General features: G+C 71.2%; 20 protein-coding genes. 17 read left to right on the top strand and 3 right to left on the bottom strand.

Annotation, left to right across the window (positions count from 1 at the left end; all coding sequences use genetic code 11):
• Positions 1 to 46 precede the first annotated feature (46 nt).
• The 13 genes from AB0300_RS07215 to AB0300_RS07155 all read left to right on the top strand — a co-directional run bounded on the left by AB0300_RS07215 (position 47) and on the right by AB0300_RS07155 (position 11,337).
• Entirely contained in the window at positions 47 to 1,030 is a 984-nt protein-coding gene (locus AB0300_RS07215) for a zinc ABC transporter substrate-binding protein (RefSeq protein ID WP_366215743.1), read from the top strand.
• A 56-nt stretch (positions 1,031 to 1,086) separates the two neighbouring features.
• On the top strand, positions 1,087 to 1,878 hold the full coding sequence (locus tag AB0300_RS07210; RefSeq protein ID WP_366215861.1) for a metal ABC transporter ATP-binding protein: 792 nt from the start codon (positions 1,087 to 1,089) through the stop codon (positions 1,876 to 1,878).
• A 23-nt stretch (positions 1,879 to 1,901) separates the two neighbouring features.
• Positions 1,902 to 2,747 (top strand): metal ABC transporter permease, encoded by an 846-nt coding sequence (locus AB0300_RS07205; protein WP_060923448.1) that lies wholly within the window; start codon positions 1,902 to 1,904, stop codon positions 2,745 to 2,747.
• 119 nt (positions 2,748 to 2,866) lie between these two features.
• Positions 2,867 to 3,283, top strand: coding sequence for a transcriptional repressor (locus tag AB0300_RS07200; RefSeq protein ID WP_025102734.1), 417 nt, complete (start codon positions 2,867 to 2,869; stop codon positions 3,281 to 3,283).
• Positions 3,280 to 4,320 (top strand): permease, encoded by a 1,041-nt coding sequence (locus tag AB0300_RS07195; protein WP_187662686.1) that lies wholly within the window; start codon positions 3,280 to 3,282, stop codon positions 4,318 to 4,320. The genes AB0300_RS07200 and AB0300_RS07195 overlap by 4 nt, the downstream gene beginning before the upstream one ends.
• Complete coding sequence (locus AB0300_RS07190) at positions 4,313 to 5,125, top strand: TIGR03943 family protein (RefSeq protein WP_062765693.1); 813 nt, start codon at positions 4,313 to 4,315, stop codon at positions 5,123 to 5,125. Before AB0300_RS07195 ends, AB0300_RS07190 begins: the two co-directional genes overlap by 8 nt.
• Positions 5,115 to 7,001, top strand: coding sequence for a hypothetical protein (locus tag AB0300_RS07185; protein WP_366215742.1), 1,887 nt, complete (start codon positions 5,115 to 5,117; stop codon positions 6,999 to 7,001). Before AB0300_RS07190 ends, AB0300_RS07185 begins: the two co-directional genes overlap by 11 nt.
• Positions 7,002 to 7,020: 19 nt before the next feature.
• Entirely contained in the window at positions 7,021 to 7,725 is a 705-nt protein-coding gene (locus tag AB0300_RS07180; protein WP_366215860.1) for a DNA-3-methyladenine glycosylase, read from the top strand.
• 191 nt (positions 7,726 to 7,916) lie between these two features.
• Positions 7,917 to 8,153, top strand: a complete 237-nt coding sequence (gene rpmB / locus AB0300_RS07175; protein WP_025102729.1) for a 50S ribosomal protein L28 — start codon at positions 7,917 to 7,919, stop codon at positions 8,151 to 8,153.
• The gene (rpmG, locus tag AB0300_RS07170; RefSeq protein WP_017203558.1) at positions 8,153 to 8,323 is read left to right on the top strand and encodes a 50S ribosomal protein L33; all 171 of its coding nucleotides are present in this window, start codon (positions 8,153 to 8,155) and stop codon (positions 8,321 to 8,323) included. Before rpmB ends, rpmG begins: the two co-directional genes overlap by 1 nt.
• A 3-nt stretch (positions 8,324 to 8,326) precedes the next feature.
• Positions 8,327 to 8,632 (top strand): 30S ribosomal protein S14, encoded by a 306-nt coding sequence (gene rpsN / locus AB0300_RS07165; RefSeq protein WP_017829734.1) that lies wholly within the window; start codon positions 8,327 to 8,329, stop codon positions 8,630 to 8,632.
• A 322-nt stretch (positions 8,633 to 8,954) separates the two neighbouring features.
• Positions 8,955 to 9,242 carry an HU family DNA-binding protein gene (locus tag AB0300_RS07160; protein WP_017203554.1) on the top strand — a complete coding sequence of 96 codons (288 nt, stop codon included), beginning with the start codon at positions 8,955 to 8,957 and terminating at the stop codon, positions 9,240 to 9,242.
• Between the two features lie 82 nt (positions 9,243 to 9,324).
• Positions 9,325 to 11,337: a cytochrome c oxidase assembly protein gene (locus tag AB0300_RS07155; protein WP_366215741.1), complete on the top strand. Its 2,013-nt coding sequence runs from the start codon at positions 9,325 to 9,327 to the stop codon at positions 11,335 to 11,337.
• Between the two features lie 10 nt (positions 11,338 to 11,347).
• On the opposite strand, the gene AB0300_RS07150 is transcribed toward AB0300_RS07155, so the two are convergent.
• Positions 11,348 to 12,418, bottom strand: coding sequence for a hypothetical protein (locus tag AB0300_RS07150; RefSeq protein WP_025102727.1), 1,071 nt, complete (start codon positions 12,416 to 12,418; stop codon positions 11,348 to 11,350).
• A 117-nt stretch (positions 12,419 to 12,535) separates the two neighbouring features.
• On the opposite strand from AB0300_RS07150, the gene AB0300_RS07145 reads away from it, so the two are divergent.
• Positions 12,536 to 13,957: an AAA family ATPase gene (locus tag AB0300_RS07145; protein WP_164498184.1), complete on the top strand. Its 1,422-nt coding sequence runs from the start codon at positions 12,536 to 12,538 to the stop codon at positions 13,955 to 13,957.
• A gap of 14 nt (positions 13,958 to 13,971) precedes the next feature.
• On the opposite strand, the gene AB0300_RS07140 is transcribed toward AB0300_RS07145, so the two are convergent.
• Together AB0300_RS07140 and AB0300_RS07135 are read right to left on the bottom strand one after the other, a co-directional pair.
• Positions 13,972 to 14,619 carry a biliverdin-producing heme oxygenase gene (locus tag AB0300_RS07140; RefSeq protein ID WP_366215740.1) on the bottom strand — a complete coding sequence of 216 codons (648 nt, stop codon included), beginning with the start codon at positions 14,617 to 14,619 and terminating at the stop codon, positions 13,972 to 13,974.
• 56 nt (positions 14,620 to 14,675) lie between these two features.
• On the bottom strand, positions 14,676 to 14,990 hold the full coding sequence (locus tag AB0300_RS07135) for a DUF2470 domain-containing protein (protein WP_025102724.1): 315 nt from the start codon (positions 14,988 to 14,990) through the stop codon (positions 14,676 to 14,678).
• 85 nt (positions 14,991 to 15,075) lie between these two features.
• Between AB0300_RS07135 and AB0300_RS07130 the strand changes: the two genes are divergently transcribed.
• The 3 genes from AB0300_RS07130 (at position 15,076) to AB0300_RS07120 (ending at position 18,782) form a co-directional block, all read left to right on the top strand.
• Positions 15,076 to 16,356 (top strand): serine hydrolase domain-containing protein, encoded by a 1,281-nt coding sequence (locus AB0300_RS07130; protein WP_366215739.1) that lies wholly within the window; start codon positions 15,076 to 15,078, stop codon positions 16,354 to 16,356.
• A gap of 26 nt (positions 16,357 to 16,382) precedes the next feature.
• Entirely contained in the window at positions 16,383 to 17,399 is a 1,017-nt protein-coding gene (gene corA, locus AB0300_RS07125; protein WP_025102722.1) for a magnesium/cobalt transporter CorA, read from the top strand.
• A 72-nt stretch (positions 17,400 to 17,471) separates the two neighbouring features.
• The gene (locus AB0300_RS07120) at positions 17,472 to 18,782 is read left to right on the top strand and encodes an FGGY family carbohydrate kinase (protein ID WP_126894513.1); all 1,311 of its coding nucleotides are present in this window, start codon (positions 17,472 to 17,474) and stop codon (positions 18,780 to 18,782) included.
• The last annotated feature ends 3 nt before the right edge of the window (positions 18,783 to 18,785 follow it).

Here is an 18,785-nt window from a genome sequence, read left to right as displayed (position 1 = left end):
AGGGCCGGTTTGATAATGGTTCTCATTAGCGTTTAGAGTGGGACCCATGAAGAAGCCCGCCCTCGCCCTCACGCTCGCCTCGGTCGCCGCCCTCTCCCTGGCCGGATGCTCGTCGACCTCCGGCGCGGCGGAGGACGACGGCGCGGTGACGGTCGTCGCCAGCACCAACGTCTACGGCGACATCGCCGCGCAGGTCGGCGGAGACCGGGTCGACGTCACCTCGATCATCGACTCGGTCACCCAGGACCCGCACTCCTACGAAGCGAGCGCTCGCGACCGCCTCACGCTGCAGAAGGCCGACCTCGTGGTGGAGAACGGCGGCGGCTACGACGCGTTCATCGACAGCCTCCTGCAGGATGCGCAGGACCCGCACGTCGTCACCGCGGTGGAGTTCTCGCACGACTACCCGGGGAACGAGGGCGACGACGAGGCCGCGACCGAGGAGCCGCACGATCACGAGCACGCCGAGGGCGAAGACGAGCACGCCGACCACGACCACATCGAGGGCTTCAACGAGCACGTGTGGTTCGACCCGCACACGATGATCCACGTCGTCGAGGCGATCGCCGACGAGCTCACCGAGATCGACCCCGACGGTGCCGACACGTTCCGCACGAACGCGGACGAGCTCGTCGCGGAACTGGAGGGCTTCGAGGGCGACCTCGAGGCGATCAAGGCGGACGCCGCCGGTGCGACGGTGTTCATGACCGAGCCGTTGCCCGGGTACCTGGCCACGGCCGCCGGGCTCACCGACGTCACCCCCGAGGGCTTCGCGGAGTCGGTGGAGGAGGGCAGCGATGTCGCGCCCGCCGTGCTGCTCGAGGCGCTGCAGGTCGTCGGGTCCGGCGATGTGACCGCCGTGCTCACCAACGCCCAGACCGGCGGCGCGGAGACGGAGCGCGTGGAGAAGGCCGCGGAGGACGCCGGGGTGCCCGTGGTCGCGTTCACGGAGCTGCTCGAGGACGGATCGTCGTACTCTGAGTGGATGAGTGACGCGATCCAGAGCCTCGCCGCCGCCGTCCAGTCGTGAGCGGAGCCCGTTCACAGGCTCAGCGACCCGCGAGGGAGACCGGTCCGGTCCTCGAGATCGCCGACGGCGCCCTGCAGCGGGGCGACCGCGAGCTCTGGTCGGGGCTCGACCTCGCGGTGCAGCCCGGCGAGTTCATCGCGGTTCTCGGTCCGTCGGGCTCCGGGAAGACGACGCTCCTGCGCAGCATCCTGGGACTCCAGCCCCTGTCCCGCGGCAGCATCCGCGTGGCCGGCGAGCCCGTGCACCGCGGCAACGCCCGCATCGGGTACATCCCGCAGCAGCGTTCGCTCGCGCCCGACACGAGCATGCGGGCCCGTGACCTCGTCGCCCTCGGCGTGCAGGGCAGCCGCTTCGGCTTCCCTGTCCCGCACCGCGGCGACCGGGCGAAGGTCGACGCGCTGCTGGCCGCGGTCGGGGCGACGTCCTACGCGGACCGCCGCGTGGGCCTGCTCTCCGGCGGGGAGCAGCAGCGCCTCCGGGTCGGACAGGCGCTGGCCGACGAGCCCGCGCTGCTGCTCTGCGACGAGCCGCTGTCGAACCTCGACCTCGCCAACCAGGTCGCCGTCACCGACATCATCGACCGCCAGCGTCGGGAGCGCGGGGCCGCCGTGCTCTTCGTCACGCACGACGTCAACCCGATCCTGAACCGCGTCGACCGCATCCTCTACATCGCCGGGGGCCGGTTCCTCCTCGGGACCCCGGAGGAGGTGCTGCAGACCCGCGTGCTGACGGATCTCTACGGCACCCCGGTGTTCGTGCTCCGGGCCGGCGACCGGCTCGTCGTGGTCGGCGTCCCCGATGCGGAGCCGCACCACGACCACGACCACGAGCACGGGGGCGCCGCATGACCGCCGCGTCCGCCCTCGTCCCGATGGTCGGCTGGGACGACATCTTCTCCTTCCAGGACTACGGCGAGCTCGTCGCCCTGCTCTCGAACTCGATCATCGCGGGTGCCGTGCTCGGCCTCGTCGGCGGCCTCATCGGGGTCTTCGTCATGCAGCGCGATCTCGCCTTCGCGGTGCACGGGGTGAGCGAGCTCTCCTTCGCGGGAGCGGCGGCGGCGCTGCTGTTCGGCGGCAGCGTCGTGCTCGGCTCCCTCGGCGGAGCCCTCGTGGCGGCGATCCTCATCGGGGTCCTCGGCGCCAAGGCCAGGGACCGCAACTCGATCGTGGGCGTGCTCATGCCGTTCGGGCTCGGTCTCGGCATCCTGTTCCTGTCGCTGTACGACGGCCGGAGCGCCAACCGGTTCAGCCTCCTGACGGGGCAGATCGTGTCGGTCTCGAGCCCCGACCTCGGCTGGCTCATCGGCATCAGCCTCGTGGTGCTGCTCGGCCTGCTCGTGATGTGGAATCCGCTGCGCTTCGACTCGCTCGACCCGGAGTCGGCGGCCGCCCGCGGGGTGCCCACCCGCACCGTGAGCCTGCTGTTCATGGTGCTGCTGGGGCTCATCGTCGCGGTGAGCGTGCACATCATCGGCGCGCTGCTGGTGATGGCGCTGCTGGTGACACCGGCGGCCGCCGCCATGCGGATCACGGCGGGCCCTGTCGCGGTGCCGGTGCTGGCGGCTGTGTTCGGGTTCGTGTCGGCCGTCGGCGGGATCCTCCTCGCGCTCGCCGGAACCCTCCCGGTGAGCCCCTACATCACGACCCTGTCCTTCACGATCTACGTCGTGTGCTGGATCGTGCAGCGCGTCCGGTCCCGGGTCACCCGCGTCTGACCCTGCTTCCAATCGCGCACCTGGCTCCATTTCGGCCGGAGATGCCGCCAATCGGGCGATTCGAAGCGGGGAAGGCCGCTCCCAGCCCTCGCCAACCGTCCCGGCCTAGAATCGATGGCATGGCTCAGCGGAACACCTGGCAGCGCGAACGTGTGCGCGAAGCGCTCGCCGACGCGCGCGGTTTCGTGAGCGCGCAGAGCCTCCACGCGACGCTCCGCGACGACAACACCGGGATCGGCCTGGCCACGGTCTACCGCGCTCTCGCCGGGCTCGCGGCCGCCGGCGACGCCGACTCGCTGCAGAGCCCCGAGGGAGAGGCGCTCTACCGGGCGTGCACCACCCAGGGCCACCACCACCACCTCATCTGCCGATCCTGCGGCCTCACGGTCGAGATCGAGGCGAAGGACGTGGAGCAGTGGGCGCACCGCACCGCCGCCCTGCACGGCTTCACCGAGGCCGCCCACGTCGTCGACATCTTCGGGCTCTGCACCCCCTGCGCCAACAAGCGCGACGCGGAGAGGGCTGCGACAGCGTGACCGCCCCGGCACGAACGGCCACCCGTCCGGGCCACACGCACCGTCGAGCGCCCTCGCCGCGCTCGACGTGGATCGCCGTCGGCATCGGCGTCGTGATCGTCGCGGCCCTGTTCCTCATCGACGCCTTCCTCCCCACCCTCTTCCCCGCCTCGCTGCCCACTCGCGCGCAGGACGGCCTGACGCTCGCCCTCAGTGTGCTCATCGAGGCGCTGCCGTTCGTCGTGCTCGGCGTGCTCCTGTCGATCGTCGTGCAGGTCTGGCTCCCGGCAGACGTCATCCACCGCTGGCTCCCCCGCCGCGCCTGGGCCCGTCGCGCGGTGCTCTCCCTGCTCGGCATGCTCATCCCGGTCTGCGAGTGCGGCAACGTGCCGTTCGCCCGCGGGCTCATGATGCGCGGCCTCGCCCCCGCGGAGGCGCTGACCTTCCTCATCGCGGCGCCGATCGTCAATCCGATCGTGATCCTCACGACGCACGCCGCCTTCGGGTGGGACGGCGGCATCCTCGTCGCCCGCCTCGTCGGCGGCTACCTCATCGCGAACCTGATCGGCTGGATCTACAGCCGCCACCCCTCGCCGGAGTCGCTGCTCACCCAGCGCTTCGTCGATACGTGCGAGCGCGTCACGCACGAACCGGGAACCCCCGTGCGCCGCAGCCTCACGCAGTTCCTCGTGGAGCTGCGGGCCGTGATGCCGGCGCTCGTGATCGGCTCCGCGCTCGCCGGGGCCGTCCAGGTGCTCATCCCGCGCGACGTCCTGCTCACGATCGGCGCCAACCCCGTGCTGTCGATCGTCGCGATGATGCTGCTCGCGATCGTCGTGGCGATCTGCTCCAACGTCGACGCCTTCTTCGCGCTGTCGTTCGCGTCGACCTTCTCCTCGGGTGCGCTCGTGGCGTTCCTCCTGGTCGGCCCGCTCGTCGACATCAAGATGCTCGCGCTGATGCGCACGACCTTCACCACCCGCACGCTCGTGGGCATCACCGCTGTCGTGCTGGCATCGGCCTTCGCGATCGGGATCGGGGTGAACGTCCTTGCCTGAGCTCTCCGCCCGCTCCCGCGCCCTCGCCACCCGGTGGCTGGGGATCGGCCTGGCATCCGTCGTCGCGGTCGTCACCCTCGGCCTCGCGGTGACCGACCGTCTCAGCCTCTACATCAGCCCGGAGTCGGTGTGGTTCGCGTGCGCGGCCGCCGTCGTGACGCTCGCCGGGGCGATCTGGTCGTGCGCGCTGCCGCTGGGGGCCGAGGAGGACCACGGACACGACCACGGTCCCGCGGCCTCGCGCTCCGACGAGCCGGCCGCGTCCGTGGACGACGAAGCCGACCGCCCGTCCGGGCTGTCGCGCCGGCGCCTCGCGGGCGTCGGTGCGCTGGCCGGCGGCGTGGTCGCGACCGGGGTCGTCGTCTCCGCGCTCGTCCTCCCGCCCGCCTCGCTCTCGGTGGAGCTCGCGATGTCCCGCGCCGGAGAGGAGACCGCGCTGTTCGCCGGGGCCGACACCGTCGCCCTCGGGGTCGCGGACACCTCGACCTTCGGTGTGGGCGACTGGGCGAGCGTCTTCGCCGCCGCGACGAACACCGCGGCCTACGACGGGGCCGACGTCACGCTGCAGGGCTTCGTCACGCCCGGTGAGGGAGACGGCGTCAACCTCACGCGCCTCGTCATCACGCACTGCGTCATCGACGCCCAGACCGCCGCCTTGCCGGTGAGCGTCGACGCCGACGCCTACAAGACCGGACAATGGGTCGAGATCACGGGGAAGGTCCGCGCCGACGACGACGGCTCCCTGCACATCGAGCCGACCGATGTGGTGGCGATCGACGAGCCGAAGGACCCGTATGAGTACTGACGACGAGCGGCCGGAGCCGCCCGCCGTCCCGCGGACCCGCGCCGAGCTGCGCGCCGCCCGGGAAGCGGAGGAGCGCGCCGCGGAGGAGCAGACCGCGGCCGAGCGCGCCGCCGTCGAGCAGGCCGAGGCGGAGCAGGTCGCCGAGGAGCGTGCGGCCGTGGAGCGCATGGCGGCGGAGGTCGCGGCCGAGCAGGCAGCCGTCGACCGTGAAGCCGCGGAGCGTGAAGCCGCGGAGCGTGCTGCGGCCGAGCGTGCTGCGGCGGAGCGTGCTGCGGCGGAGCGTGCTGCGGCGGAGCGTGCCGCGGAGCGCGAAGCCGCGGAGCACGCGGCAGAGGAGTCGGCCGCTGGCATCCCCGCGATCCCGCAGGCACCCGAACCGGTGTTCACCCCCGCGGGCCCGACGTCCACCTCCCGAGCAGACGGTGCCCCGGACGACGCGGCGGAGCCGGGCTGGACGCCCACGACCGACCTCCCCGCCGACGATGAGGCGCCGCGGAGCGCCCCGTGGTCCCGCCGCCGGTTCCTCGTCACGATCGGCGCCGTCGTCGGAGTGCTCGTACTCGTCGGCACGGGGCTCGGAATCGTGAGCCTCCTCCAGGGCCCGCGGGTCACCGACGTGCAGGTCGACGCCGCGCAGGCCATCGAATCGTCCGGAAGCCGCGTCATCCTCACTGCGAACCAGCCCCTCTCCGCGATCGACCCCGAGCAGGTCACCGTCGAGCCCTCCGTGCCTTTCACGGTCGATGCCGCCGGCCGCGGGGTGGGCGTGCGTTTCACCGTGCCCCTCGACGACGACACGACCTACACGGTCACCGTCGCCGGGGTGACCGGCGCCGGGGGCGGCCCCGCCGCGGACCTCACGACGTCCTTCGAGACCCCGCCGTCGTCGATCTTCCTGCTGCGCCGCGACCCCGACGGCGACGACATCATCTTCCGCACCGATCTGAGCGGGGAGAACGCGCAGCCGGTGTTCTCCCACCCGCGCATCGACGACTTCCGGGCCACGTCCACGCAGCTTGTGGCCGCCGTCGAGGACGACGACCAGTCGCGGCTGCTCGTGATGGACAGGGACGGCTCCGATCAGCGCGAGCTCCCGCTGCCCGGCGAGGGCTACGTGGGCGCGATCCAGGTGTCCGAGCGCGGCAACCTCGTCGGCTACAGCTACTCCGATCGCGAGCTCAGTGACACCGAGGGGCGGGCGAGCGTGCTCGTCACCCAGTCGCTGAGCGGCGACGACGAGCCCCGCATCATCGAGGTCGGCGACGAGGAGGTGAGCGTCTTCGTGTGGCAGTTCGTGCCCGACAGCGCCGCCGTGCTGTTCATCGACTTCGACGGGGCGCTCTCGCTCGTCGATCAGTCCGCCGACACCGGGGTGCAGTCCCTCGGGCTCGCGACGACCATCCAGGGCATCTCCCGCGGCACGTACACCGCCATCGTCGAGCGGCTGGACGGCTCGGTCGTCGAGCTCGACCTCGCGGACGGCTCCGAGGAGCCGCTCGCCCCCTCCGAGCCGGACTACGGCAGCGCCACCTCCATCACCCCGTTCCCCGGGGGGACCCTGCGACACGTCGTCGCCCGGGACGAGGGCGGTCTCCCGGTGGGCGAGGCCGTGATCCGCGTCGACGACTCCGGTGCGGCCACCCCGCTCGTGGAGGTGAGTGCCGCCGATTCGATCCTCCAGGCCTGCGCGTCGCCGAGCGGCCAGTACGCCGCCGTCGTGATCGCCCCCGACATGGCCGACAACGCCTATGACGGGATGCTGCTGCCCCTCCCGGAGGAGCTCGAGACGCACCTGATCGACATGAAGACCGGGGATGAGCTCGTGGCGCTGACCGGCTTCGACGCGTCCTGGTGCCAGACGGCGCCGCGGTTCTGACGTGACGGAGCCGGAGGCCTTGCGCCGCGCCACCCGAGAAGACGTGATGCGTTCCGCTGTGGACGTCGCGCCGACGCTGCTCGGCGCGGAGCTGCGGACCGTCGTCATCGAGGACGGCCTCCCCGTCGAGGTGCGCGTGCGCATCACCGAGGTCGAGGCGTATCACGGGCAGGGCACGGGGGCGGTCGCCGACCCCGGTTCGCACGCCCGCATGGGGCGCACGGCTCGGAACGCCACGATGTGGGGCGAGCCCGGGCATCTGTACGTGTACCTGAGTCACGGCATCCACTCCTGCGTCAATGTGGCCTGTGGCCCCGAGGGGCAGGGCGACGGCGTTCTGCTGCGTGCCGGGGAGATCGTGTCCGGCGTGGACGCGGCGGCCCGACGACGACGGGCCGTCCCGCCGCTCGGCCGCACCGCCCTCCGTGACCTCGCGCGCGGACCAGGGCGGCTCGGACAGGCGGCGGGGCTGCGGCACTCCCTGCACGACGGCATCGACGCCATCACGGGCGACGAGCAGAACGGCGCCAGGGCGGAGCTGTGGCTCGGCCCTCCCGTGGCCGACGTGGCCCAGGGCCCGCGGGTGGGGGTGGCGGGTGTCGCCGGGACGGACGCGTTCCCCTGGCGCTTCTGGATCCCCGGCGACCCCACGGTCTCCCCGTTCCGCTGGGGGCGGGGTGCCGCCGACGCTTCGAATCGCGCGAATGGCGGCTTTTCGGCCTGAGATGGGGCCATTCAGGCGATTCGAACGGCCGACCGAGGCCGTGCTACACTGACTCTTCGTCTGCGCACGCTCCTGTGCGCAGTTCGTGTGCTCCCCCTTCTTCCGCCGAGAGATCGGCATGCGGGGCGGCGTGCAGACAAGGGATCTTGGGTGAGGCCGTCCGGTCTCACGGTAATGAAGGAGTCATCATCATGGCAGCAGTGTGCCAGGTGACCGGAGCTGTTCCCGGCTTCGGTCACAACGTCTCGCACTCGCACCGCCGGACGAAGCGTCGCTTCGACCCGAACGTGCAGAAGAAGACCTATTTCGTGCCCTCGCTCGGTCGTAAGATCACGCTCAACGTGTCCGCCAAGGGCATCAAGGTGATCGACGCGCGCGGCATCGAGAACGTCGTCAAGGATCTCCAGGCGAAGGGTGTGAAGCTCTAATGGCCAAGAAGGCTCAGGACGTCCGTCCGATCATCAAGCTGCGTTCGACGGCGGGTACGGGTTACACGTACGTGACCAAGAAGAACCGCCGCAACACCCCCGACCGCCTCGTTCTCAAGAAGTACGACCCGGTCATCCGTCAGCACGTCGAATTCCGAGAGGAGCGTTGATCCATGGCTAAGAAGAGCAAGATCGCGCGCAACGAGCAGCGCAAGGTCATCGTCGAGCGCTACGCCGAGCGTCGTGCCGAGCTGAAGAAGACCCTGGTCGACCCGAACGCCACCGACGAGGCCCGCGAGGCCGCCCGCGTCGGCCTGCAGAAGCTGCCGCGCAACGCGTCGCCGGCTCGCGTGCGTTCGCGCGACGTCATCGACGGCCGCCCCCGTGGTGTCCTCACGAAGTTCGGCATCTCGCGTGTCCGCTTCCGTGACATGGCGCACCGTGGCGAGCTGCCCGGCGTGACCAAGTCGAGCTGGTAAGCACCAGCGAAGAAGGGCGAGGATCTCGGATCCTCGCCCTTTTTGCATGCCCGGCGGCGCAGGCGATCGCGCGGGATCAGGCGCGTACGCGGGGGAGCGCCTGTTGTCGCGCGGGGGCCTGGACCGGCGAGAGGGCGACCGAAAACCTGTGACGCGAGTGGCCAATGTGACGCGACACGCCGGGAAATCGGTCGAAACCCGCGAAATGACGCGGAAATCCGGGTGGCCGTTGGTACATTCGAGGCGGTCACACGACCAACGGGGAGCACCCGCTCCTCGCACCCACACACGATGCGACGGTCCTTCGTCGCTGGAGGATGACATGGCTGACAAGTCCATCACCAAGACCGAGCTCGTCGCGAGCATCGCTTCCGCCACCGGCCAGAGCCAGGCCACCGTCTCCGGTGTCCTCGACTCGCTGTTCGCCACGGTCTCCGACGCTGTCGCCAAGGGCAGCAAGGTCTCCATCCCGGGCTGGATCTCGTTCGAGCAGGTCGACACGGCCGCCCGCACGGGCCGCAACCCGCAGACCGGCGCCGAGATCAAGATCCCGGCCGGCAAGCGCGTCAAGGTGACCGCCGGTTCCAAGCTCAAGGCTGCCGTCAAGTAAGACCGCACCCTTTCGAAGGCCGCCCCCGCTCCGGGGGCGGCCTTCGTGCATCCTCCCTGCTGCGCGCGCCTAGGCTGGAGGGGTGAGTTCCCGCACCGAGACGCCGCGCTCGACGTCGGCGTACCGTCTCGCCGGCATCGTCATCCTCCTCGCCGCCGCCGGCGTCGCCCTCGTCTGGGCGCTGCTCGTCGGGGGAGGGGCGAACCCGCCGCTGCTGCAGGACCCCGGACCCGTGGTGCTGTGGGGCACACCGCTGGCGAAGCTCGTCATGAACCTCGCCGGTGCGCTCATGCTCGGATCGCTCGTGCTGGCCCTGTTCGGACTGCGAGCGGGAGAGCGCACGTTCGACACGGCCCTGAACATCGCCTCGGTCGGCGCCGCCGTCTTCACCGTCTCCGCGGGTCTCGCCGGGTTCTTCTCCTTCATGGCGGCCTTCAACCCGCAGCTCAGCATCGAGCGCGAGTTCGGCTCGCAGCTCGGGCGCTTCCTGCTGGAGCTCCCGCTGGGGCAGTCGTGGTTGATCACGACGATCCTCGGTGCGGTCATCACGGTGCTCGCGTTCGCCTGGCGCACCTGGACGCCCACGCTGCTCACCGCCCTGCTGGCCGCGGTGTCGTTCCTGCCGCTCGCCACCCAGGGGCACGCCGGCGACCTCGACGGACACAACATGGCCGTCAACTCCATCCTCCTGCACACGATCGGCGCGGCCGTGTGGCTGGGCGGACTGCTCCTCCTCGTGCTCCTCCGTGGGCAGCAGGGCCTCGATCTGCCCACGCTCGTCGGCCGGTACTCCTCCCTCGCGATCGCGGCCTTCGCGGTCGTCGCCGTCTCCGGCTTCACCCGCTCCATCGTCGCTATCGGGAGCTGGGAGGCCGTGTGGACCACCCCCTACGGACTCATCGTCGTCGTCAAGGCCGCTCTGCTCGTCGGGATGGGGCTGCTCGGCGCCTGGTACCGCACGCGTCTGATCCCGAAGCTGAGCGGGGACCGCGCGTCCCGGTGGTTCTGGGCGCTCGTCCTCGGTGAGGTGGCGCTGATGGGACTCGCCTCCGGTGCCGCGGCCGCGCTCGCGCGCACGCCCCCGCCCACCGGCGAGGTCGCGGCGTTCGCGCAGACCCCGGCGCAGATCCTCACCGGATCGCTGCTGCCGCCCGAGCTCACCCTGGAGCGCTGGTTCACGGCGTGGGACATCGACGTGCTGTGGCTCGTCGCGGCGGGTTTCGGACTCTTCCTCTATCTCGCGGGCGTGCGCCGGCTCCGGCTCCGCGGCGACCGCTGGCCGATCCACCGCACCGTCTTCTGGGTGCTCGGCCTGCTGCTGCTGGTGTGGGTCACGGGTGGTCCCATCAACGCCTACCAGGAGTACCTCTTCAGCGTGCACATGCTCGGGCACATGATGCTCTCGATGGCGATCCCGCTGCTGCTGGTCTCCGGGGCGCCGATCACCCTCGCCCTGCGCGCCGTCCACAAGCGCGACGACGGCACGCGCGGCGGCAGGGAGTGGATCATGTGGGCCGTGCACTCGCCGTTCGCGCGGGTCGTCACGCACCCCATCGTGGCGGCGGCGATCTTCATCCTGTCGCTCTGGGCGTTCTACTTCACCGACCTCGTGCGCTGGTCGATGTACGAGCACCTCGGGCACGAGTGGATGGTCATCCACTTCCTGATCTCGGGCTACCTGTTCGTGATGAGCCTGATCGGCGCCGACCCCGTGCCGTACCGCCTGCCGTACCCCGGCCGGCTCATCACCCTCATCGCGGTGATGGCGATGCACGCGTTCTTCGGCATGGCGATCATGATGCAGGAAGGGCTGATGGTCGCAGACTGGTTCGGCGCGATGGGCCGCGACTGGGGTGCCGACCCGATGACCGACCAGTACGTGGGCGGCGGCATCGCGTGGTCGATCGGGGAGATCCCCACGCTCATCCTCGCCATCACGGTCGCGATCCAGTGGAGCCGGAGCGACACCAAGCTCCAGCGCCGTCGCGATCGGCACGCCGACCGCACGGGCGACGCCGAGCTGGAGGAGTACAACGCCCGGCTGGCCGACCTCGCGGCCCGCGACCAGCGCGCCGCGGAGCGTCAGCGCCGCTGACGCGACGGCTTCACTGCCCGAGGTCGTCCGGCGATCCGACGCGGATCGAGGCGGAGCCGTCGGGGAGGATCGCGATCGATCCGTTCACGCGGAACGGCACGTCTTCGGAGACCGGCTCGACGGAGCCGTCGAACAGCGACTGGATCTCGACCTCGACGTGCGCCACGGCGGTCGTGGGCGGGATCTGCCAGTGGCCGTCGTCGGAGGGCGCGACCATGATCTCGGGCTGCTGGGCGATCGACCACTTCGGAGGCGACGCGATCCGGTTCTCGACGCGGAGCCCGAACGGGCAGGCCGTGGGCTGGAGCACCTCCTGCGTGGTGCAGCCGGTGAGGAACTCCTCGACGCGCTCCTGGACGACCTCGACGAACTCCTCCGTCGGCTCCGACTGCACGTCCAACGGGGTCACGGCGAGCGGCTTGTCGGCGAGGACGCCGTGGCCGGACGACTCCGAGATCGCGGTGTCCACGGTGACGGAGTAGACACCGGGGGTGAAGACCAGCAGGGGCAGCGGCTCGAGCGGAGCGGCGGCGGCGCCGGCGGCGGAGACCTGGCGACGGTCGACCTCGAAGCCGTTCACGGCGAAGCTGTCGGAGCCGCGCACGGTGAGCTCGACCACCGCCAGGGGGCTCGTCGTGAAGCGCCAGTTCGGGGTGACCCCCGCCCAGCCGTCCTGCGTGACGTGGAAGGTGGTCGTCCCGGAATGGCCGCCCGCCCGGTAGCTGACCGTGACCGCGGTGTCGTCGCCGGAGGTCTCTTCCGACTCGACCTCGATGTCGGTGAGCGGGCCGAGGGCGGAGCGGCGCAGCATCGCCTCGGATGCGGCGGGGTCGATCCCGGCCTCGTCGAGGGTCTCCCGATCGATCGCGACGCCGGGGACCCGGAGGGCGTCGGCCGCGCGCCCCTCGGCGAGCAGATCGAGATAGCGGACCACGAAGGCCGACGGACCGTAGAACTGCCGGTAGAGGGTCGCACCCCCGGCGCCGATCGCGGCCAGCAGGAGGACGCCGATGAGCCCGAGGATCGCCAGATCGGCGCCCAGGCGCGACCGCCGGGGCGCGCGCGTCCCGGCCCGCTCCATGCCGGTCAGTCTAGGAGGGCGTCCTGAGGGGACGCCGAGCGTCGGCGAGCCCCCACCGGACGGGGCACGTACCATGGGGGAGCGTCCCGTGTCCGACCCGCCAGCCCTGTGAGAACCGTGTCCCTTCCCGCCCTGTCCGAGGAGCAGCAGGAGTTGTTCCGGCTCATCGAGGACACCAGGGAGCACGTCTTCATCACGGGACGCGCGGGCACCGGCAAGTCCACGCTGCTGCAGCATTTCGCCTGGAACACGAAGAAGCAGATCGCGATCTGCGCCCCCACCGGCGTCGCGGCCCTGAACGTCGAGGGGCAGACGATCCACTCTCTCTTCCGGCTGCCGATCGGGCTGATCGGGGACGGGGACATCGACCAGAACGATGCGACCCGACGGATCCTCAACGCGATCGAGACCCTCGTCATCGACGAGATCTCCATGGTCAACGCCGACCTCATGGACGCCATCGACCGCTCCCTCCGGCAGGCCAGGGGCCGACGGGGCGAGCCCTTCGGCGGCGTGCAGATCGTCATGTTCGGCGACCCGTACCAGCTCGCCCCCGTCCCCCCGCGCGGGGACGAGGCCCGGTACGTGAAGGATCACTACCGGTCGTTCTGGTTCTTCGACGCGAAGGTGTGGGCGGGCCCTTCGACAGGCTCAGGGACCCACTCTTCGACAGGCTCGGGGACCCAGGGGGGCCAGGGGGCGCTGTTCGAGGTGGACACCCGGGCGGAGCTGCACGTGCGGGAGCTCGTGCAGATCCACCGCCAGTCGGACGACGGCTTCAAGTCCATGCTCAACGCGGTCCGCTACGGCCGGGTGACGGCGGAGATCGCCGGGATCCTCAACGCCCAGGGCGCGCGCACCCCTCCGGACCCCGAGCCGGGCGAGGTGCCGATGATCACCCTCGCCACCCGCAACGACATCGTGAACAGCATCAACAGCCGGCATCTGGCCGCGCTCCCCGGCAAGGAGCAGACCGCGCGGGCGGAGGTCAGCGGCGACTTCGGACGCGGAGAGGCCTCCCTCCCCGCCGAGTCCGAGCTCAAGCTCAAGGTGGGGGCGCAGGTGATGTTCCTGCGCAACGACACCGCGATGACCGGAGAGCCGCCGCGCTGGGTCAACGGCACCATCGGGACGGTGACCCGCATCCTCGGCGGGACCGTGCGCGTGGAGATCGACGGCGAGGAGGTCGACGTCGAGCCGGCCGTCTGGGAGCGGTTCCGGTACGCCTACGACCCGAACACGAAGAAGCTCTCCCGGGACGTCGTGGCCGAGTTCACCCAGTTCCCGCTGCGCCTGGCCTGGGCCGTGACGATCCACAAGTCGCAGGGCAAGACCTACGACCGGGCCGTGATCGACCTGGGCTCCGGGGCGTTCGCGCCGGGACAGACCTACGTCGCCCTCAGCCGTCTCACGTCGCTGGACGGCCTCTACCTCTCCCGACCCCTGCGGCCGAGCGACATCCGCGTGGACGAGGACGTGCGGCGGTTCATGCGCGATGCGTGGCTCGCCGCCTCGACGCCCGAGCTGCCGCGGACCTGACGGCGACCGCCGGGTCAGGCGGCGGCGCGGGCGCGGTCGAGGTCTTCGAACAGCTCGGTGTTGAAGCGGTACGCGAGGAGCACCTCGTCGATGACGCGCTCGCGCTCGGCCTCGTCCCACGGAGCGGCGTCGAGCTGCTCGCGATACACGTCCTTGAAGGCGGAGGGGTCGGCGATGTCGTCGAAGAGGTAGAAGCCGATGCCGTTCGTCTCGAAGCCGAAGCGCCGCGCCATCACCCGGCCGATGAAGATGCCGCCGGAAAGGTCGCCGAGGTAGCGGGTGTAGTGGTGGGCGACGAAACCGCCCGCCCACGTCGCGCCGACCTGACGGATGCGCTCGACGTAGCGCTGCGTGGTGGGCAGCGGAGCGATCCGCTCGCGCCACTCTGGTCCGAGGAGGAAGGCGAGGTCGGCCTCGAGCGCGGGGAGGCGCGTGAGCTTGTCGCTCAGGAACACCGACACCACCGGGTCCTGGCGCATCCGCTCGCCGGCGCCCTCGAGCGCGTCGTAGATGAAGTAGTGCTGCGCGACGAGCGCGATGTAGTCCTCGCGCGACCCCTCGCCCTTGAGGAGATCGGACATGAAGCCCGCCGTCTCGCTGCGGGAATGCGAACCGGAGGAGCGCTCCCGGAGGGCGGCGGAGAAGGAGAGGATCTCGGGCATGGCTTCAGTGTAAGGGCAGCCTAACCTTGGAGGGAAGCCCGGGGCGCCGCCGGCGGTCAGTCGTGAGGTCGGGGCTCCACGCCGAGGCGGGCGCAGGCGTCGTCGTACAGCGCCACGATCTCCCGGCGGACCTCCCGGCGCTCGGTGATGGGACCGCCCGGCCACGGCACCCGGAGCTCCGACGTCGCGCCGCCACGCGAGACCTCCCACCGTCCGGCCTCCCCGTCGAAGCCCGTCATCACGGCGCCGTCGACGTCGTCCACGGGCGGTGCGGAGAAGGCGCGGGCGATGAGCAGGTTGTCGTCGGTGTGGTCGTCGTTCATGTGGCGGAGGACGGCGGCGATCACGTCGGCAGCGAAGTCATGGGGCACAGGGACACCCTACGACGGCTCGCGGGGCCGACTTTCAGCATCCGCGCTCTAGACTCAGGAGACACGTCTTCGGGGGTTCCCACACATGCAGCTTCTCTCGTCGCGCCGGTGGCGCGCCGCAGCGGCCACGGCGGCCGTCCTCGGTCTCGTCCTCACCGGATGCTCCGCTGAGGAGACCTTCAGCTATACGCCGCCCGAGCAGGTCGACGCGACCCTGCCCGACGAGACCGTCGCCGCACTCCAGGGCGCCGTCGACAACGCGATCGCGGCCTCCGGTGCAAGCGGCGCGATCGTCGGCGTCTGGGTGCCGTGGAGCGGGACCTGGGTCGCCGCCACGGGCACGCAGAGCAAGGCGGACGGCGGCGAGCTCTCCACCGACATGTCGTTCCGCATCGCCGACGTGACCCGCCTGATGACCTGCGACGTGCTCTACGCGCTCGCCGACGAGGGCACGGTCGAGCTGGACGCGAAGGTGCCGGAGTACGTCTCCGGCGTCGCCGACATGGACGACATCACCCTGCTCGACCTCTGCAACGGGACCAGTGGGGCCGGCTCCTCGGAGAAGACGGTCAAGGCGGCGTGGAAGAACACCCCCGACCGTGTGTGGGCGCCGCTCGAGCTCGCCGGGTACGGCCTCGGTCGCACCCGCGTGGCTCCGCACACGACGTTCCGCGACTCCGACGCCGGGTACCTCCTGCTCGGGCTCGCCCTCGAGCGCGCGTCCGGGATGAGCGCGCGTGAGCTCATCGCGGAGTACGTCACCGAGCCGCTCGAGCTGGCCGAGACGTCGCTTCCGCCCGCGGCCGCCGCGCCGCCCTCGGACGGCCCCGTGCTCGAGGGGCACTACATGAACAAGGGCGAGGGCGGTTACGACTGCGCCGCCCCCGTCGACATCACCACGCTGTCGTCGAGCACCGGCTTCACCGACTCCGGGGCCGTGTCGACCATCACCGATCTCGGTCGCTACATCCAGGCCGAGGCCACGCAGGCCCTGCGCACGAAGGACGATCCCGACCGGTTCGCCACTCCGCTGCCCGTGGCCGAGGACGCGCCGACCTGGTACCAGGCGACCGGGGGAGCGTACATCGCCGGGTCGATGATCGGTCAGCACGGGTGGACGCCCGGGTACGCGACCGCGGCCTACTCCGATCCGACCACGGGGTTCACCGTCGCGGTCGTGCTGAACGACTCCACCGCCGGAGCGGTGTTCGCTCAGCAGCTCTCGTGGGAGCTCGCGGCGATCGCCTCCAAGGCGCCGGCCGCGTCCGGGGAGACGGCACCCGAGTTCGGTCTCCCCTTCACCGCGGAGCAGTACCACGCGGCGACGGCGGAGGCGGCTCTTCCCTGCATTCCGCCGGCGGAGTGATCCCGGCCCGAGCGAGCGAGGTCCGGATGGCGATCGTCGACAACGCGATCTACGTGGACGGAGTGCGCGCCGAGAACCCGCGCAGCTTGAACGAGACGTTCGAGCGGATCCGGGAACGGCGGGGCATGGGGTGGATCGGCCTCTACCGCCCGAGCGCGGAGGAGGTCCGGGCCGTCGCCGACGAGTTCGGCATCCACGAGCTCGTCGTCGAGGACGCCCTGTCCGGCCATCAGCGCGCCAAGCTGGAGCGGTACGGCGACGTGCTGTTCATGGTGCTGCGGCCCGCCCGCTACCTCGACGAGCGCGAGGAGGTCGAGTTCGGCGAGGTGCACGTGCTGGTCGGGCCGGACTTCGTCGTGACGATCCGTCATGCGGAGTCGCCCGACCTCGGCCGCGTGCGGCGGCGGCTCGAGGCCGACCCGGCGCTGCTCGCCCACGGTCCCGAGGCGGTGCTCTACGCGATCCTCGACGAGGTGGTCGACGAGTACTCCCCGGTCCTGGCCGGTCTCGAGAACGACATCGACGAGATCGAGGGTCAGCTCTTCGAGGAGGACGCCGACGCGACCCAGCGGATCTACGACCTCGGCCGCGAGGTGATCGACTTCCAGCGGGCGACCCAGCCGCTGGCCGGCATGCTGGAGGCGCTGCTGCGCGGCTCCGAGAAGTACCGCGTGAGCGAGGAGCTCCAACGGTACCTGCGCGACGTGCTCGACCACACCCTGCGCGTGAGCGACAAGGCGGCCACCTTCCGCTCCGTGCTCGACAACGCCCTCACGGTCGAGTCGACCATCGTCGCGCGGCGCCAGAACGACGAGATGCGCCGGATGACGGAGCTGAGCATCCGCCAGAACGACGAGGTGAAGAAGATCTCCGGCTGGGCCGCGATCCTCTTCGCCCCGACGCTCGTCGGCACGGTCTACGGCATGAACTTCGACCACATGCCCGAGCTGCACTGGGTGTTCGGGTACCCCATGGCGGTGCTGCTCATGGTCGCGATGGGGGTCGGGCTCTACGCGGCCTTCAAGCGCAAGGGCTGGCTGTAAGCCGGTCCGCAGCGGGATCCGGGTCGCGGCCGTCGCGACGGGCGGTGAGGTCGGGCATGGGATGATCGCACCATGGAACTCGTGGCGGGAATCGACTCCTCGACGCAGTCCTGCAAGGTCGTCATCGTCGATGCGGTCTCCGGCCGGGTGATCCGGGAGGGTCGCGCTCCCCACCCGCCGGGGACCGAGGTCGATCCCGAGGAGTGGTGGCGTGCTCTGCAGGCGGCGATCGCAGTCGCAGGCGGCTTCGACGACGTGGAGGCCTGGGCGATCAGCGGTCAGCAGCACGGAATGGTCGCGCTGGACGCACAGGGCCGGGTCATCCGGCCTGCTCTGCTGTGGAATGACCTGCGCTCGGCCGACGCCGCCGCCGCGCTCATCGCCGAGCACGGTGCGGCGGTTCTCGCCGCGCGTACGGGACTCGTGCCGGTGCCCTCCTTCACGCTCACCAAGGTGCGGTGGCTTCGGGAGCACGAGCCCGCGAACGCGCGCCGGGTGGCCTCGGTGGCGCTCCCGCACGACTGGCTCACGTGGCGCCTGCGCGGCTTCGGACCGGAGAGCGAGCGCGGCGCCGTGCTGGAAGAGGTCGTCACCGATCGCTCGGAGGCGTCCGGCACCGGGTACTGGACCGATGCCGGGTACGACCGCGAACTGTTCTGCGCGGCGCTCGGACAGGATGCGATCCTGCCGCGGGTGCTCGCCCACGACGCAGCCGTCGACGACGCCCGGGGGCGCCCGGTCGGTCCCGGGTCCGGGGACAACGCCGGCGCGGCGCTCGGTCTGGGCGCGGGCGTCGGCGACGTGGTGCTCTCGCTCGGCACGAGCGGCACCGTCTTCGCCACGAGTGCGCACCGCACGGTCGATCCCACCGGAACCGTGGCGGGCTTCGCGGATGCGGCCGGCGGCCATCTGCCCCTCGTCGCCACGGTGAACGCCGCCCGGGTGCTCGACGTGGTCGCGGCCCTTCTCGGCGTCGACCACGATGGGCTCGGCCGACTCGCCCTCGCCGCGGAGCCCGGCGCGGGCGGACTGATGCTCGAACCGTACTTCGAGGGAGAGCGCACGCCGAACCTCCCGGATGCGACCGGGACGCTCTTCGGCATGACACTCGGGTCGACGACGCGGGAGAACCTCGCCCGCGCGGCGTTCGAAGGGGTGCTCGGCGGTCTGCGCTATGGCCTCGACGCCATCCGGGACCTCCGGGTGCCGGCGGAGCGCGGGATCCTCATCGGCGGCGGTGCGCGGTCGGCGGCGGTGCGGGCGATCGCGCCGCTGATCCTCGACATCCCGATCGACGCGCCGCCGCCCGGCGAGTACGTGGCGTGGGGCATGGCCCGTCAGGCGGCGCGGACGCTGGGGCGGGATCTGCCTCCGGCCGCCTGACCG

It is taken from the genome of Microbacterium sp. NPDC078814, assembly GCF_040702645.1.
Classification (GTDB): Bacteria; Actinomycetota; Actinomycetes; order Actinomycetales; family Microbacteriaceae; genus Microbacterium.
Note: the sequence above shows the minus strand (reverse complement) of the source record. Positions and strands in the feature narration are given on the sequence as shown.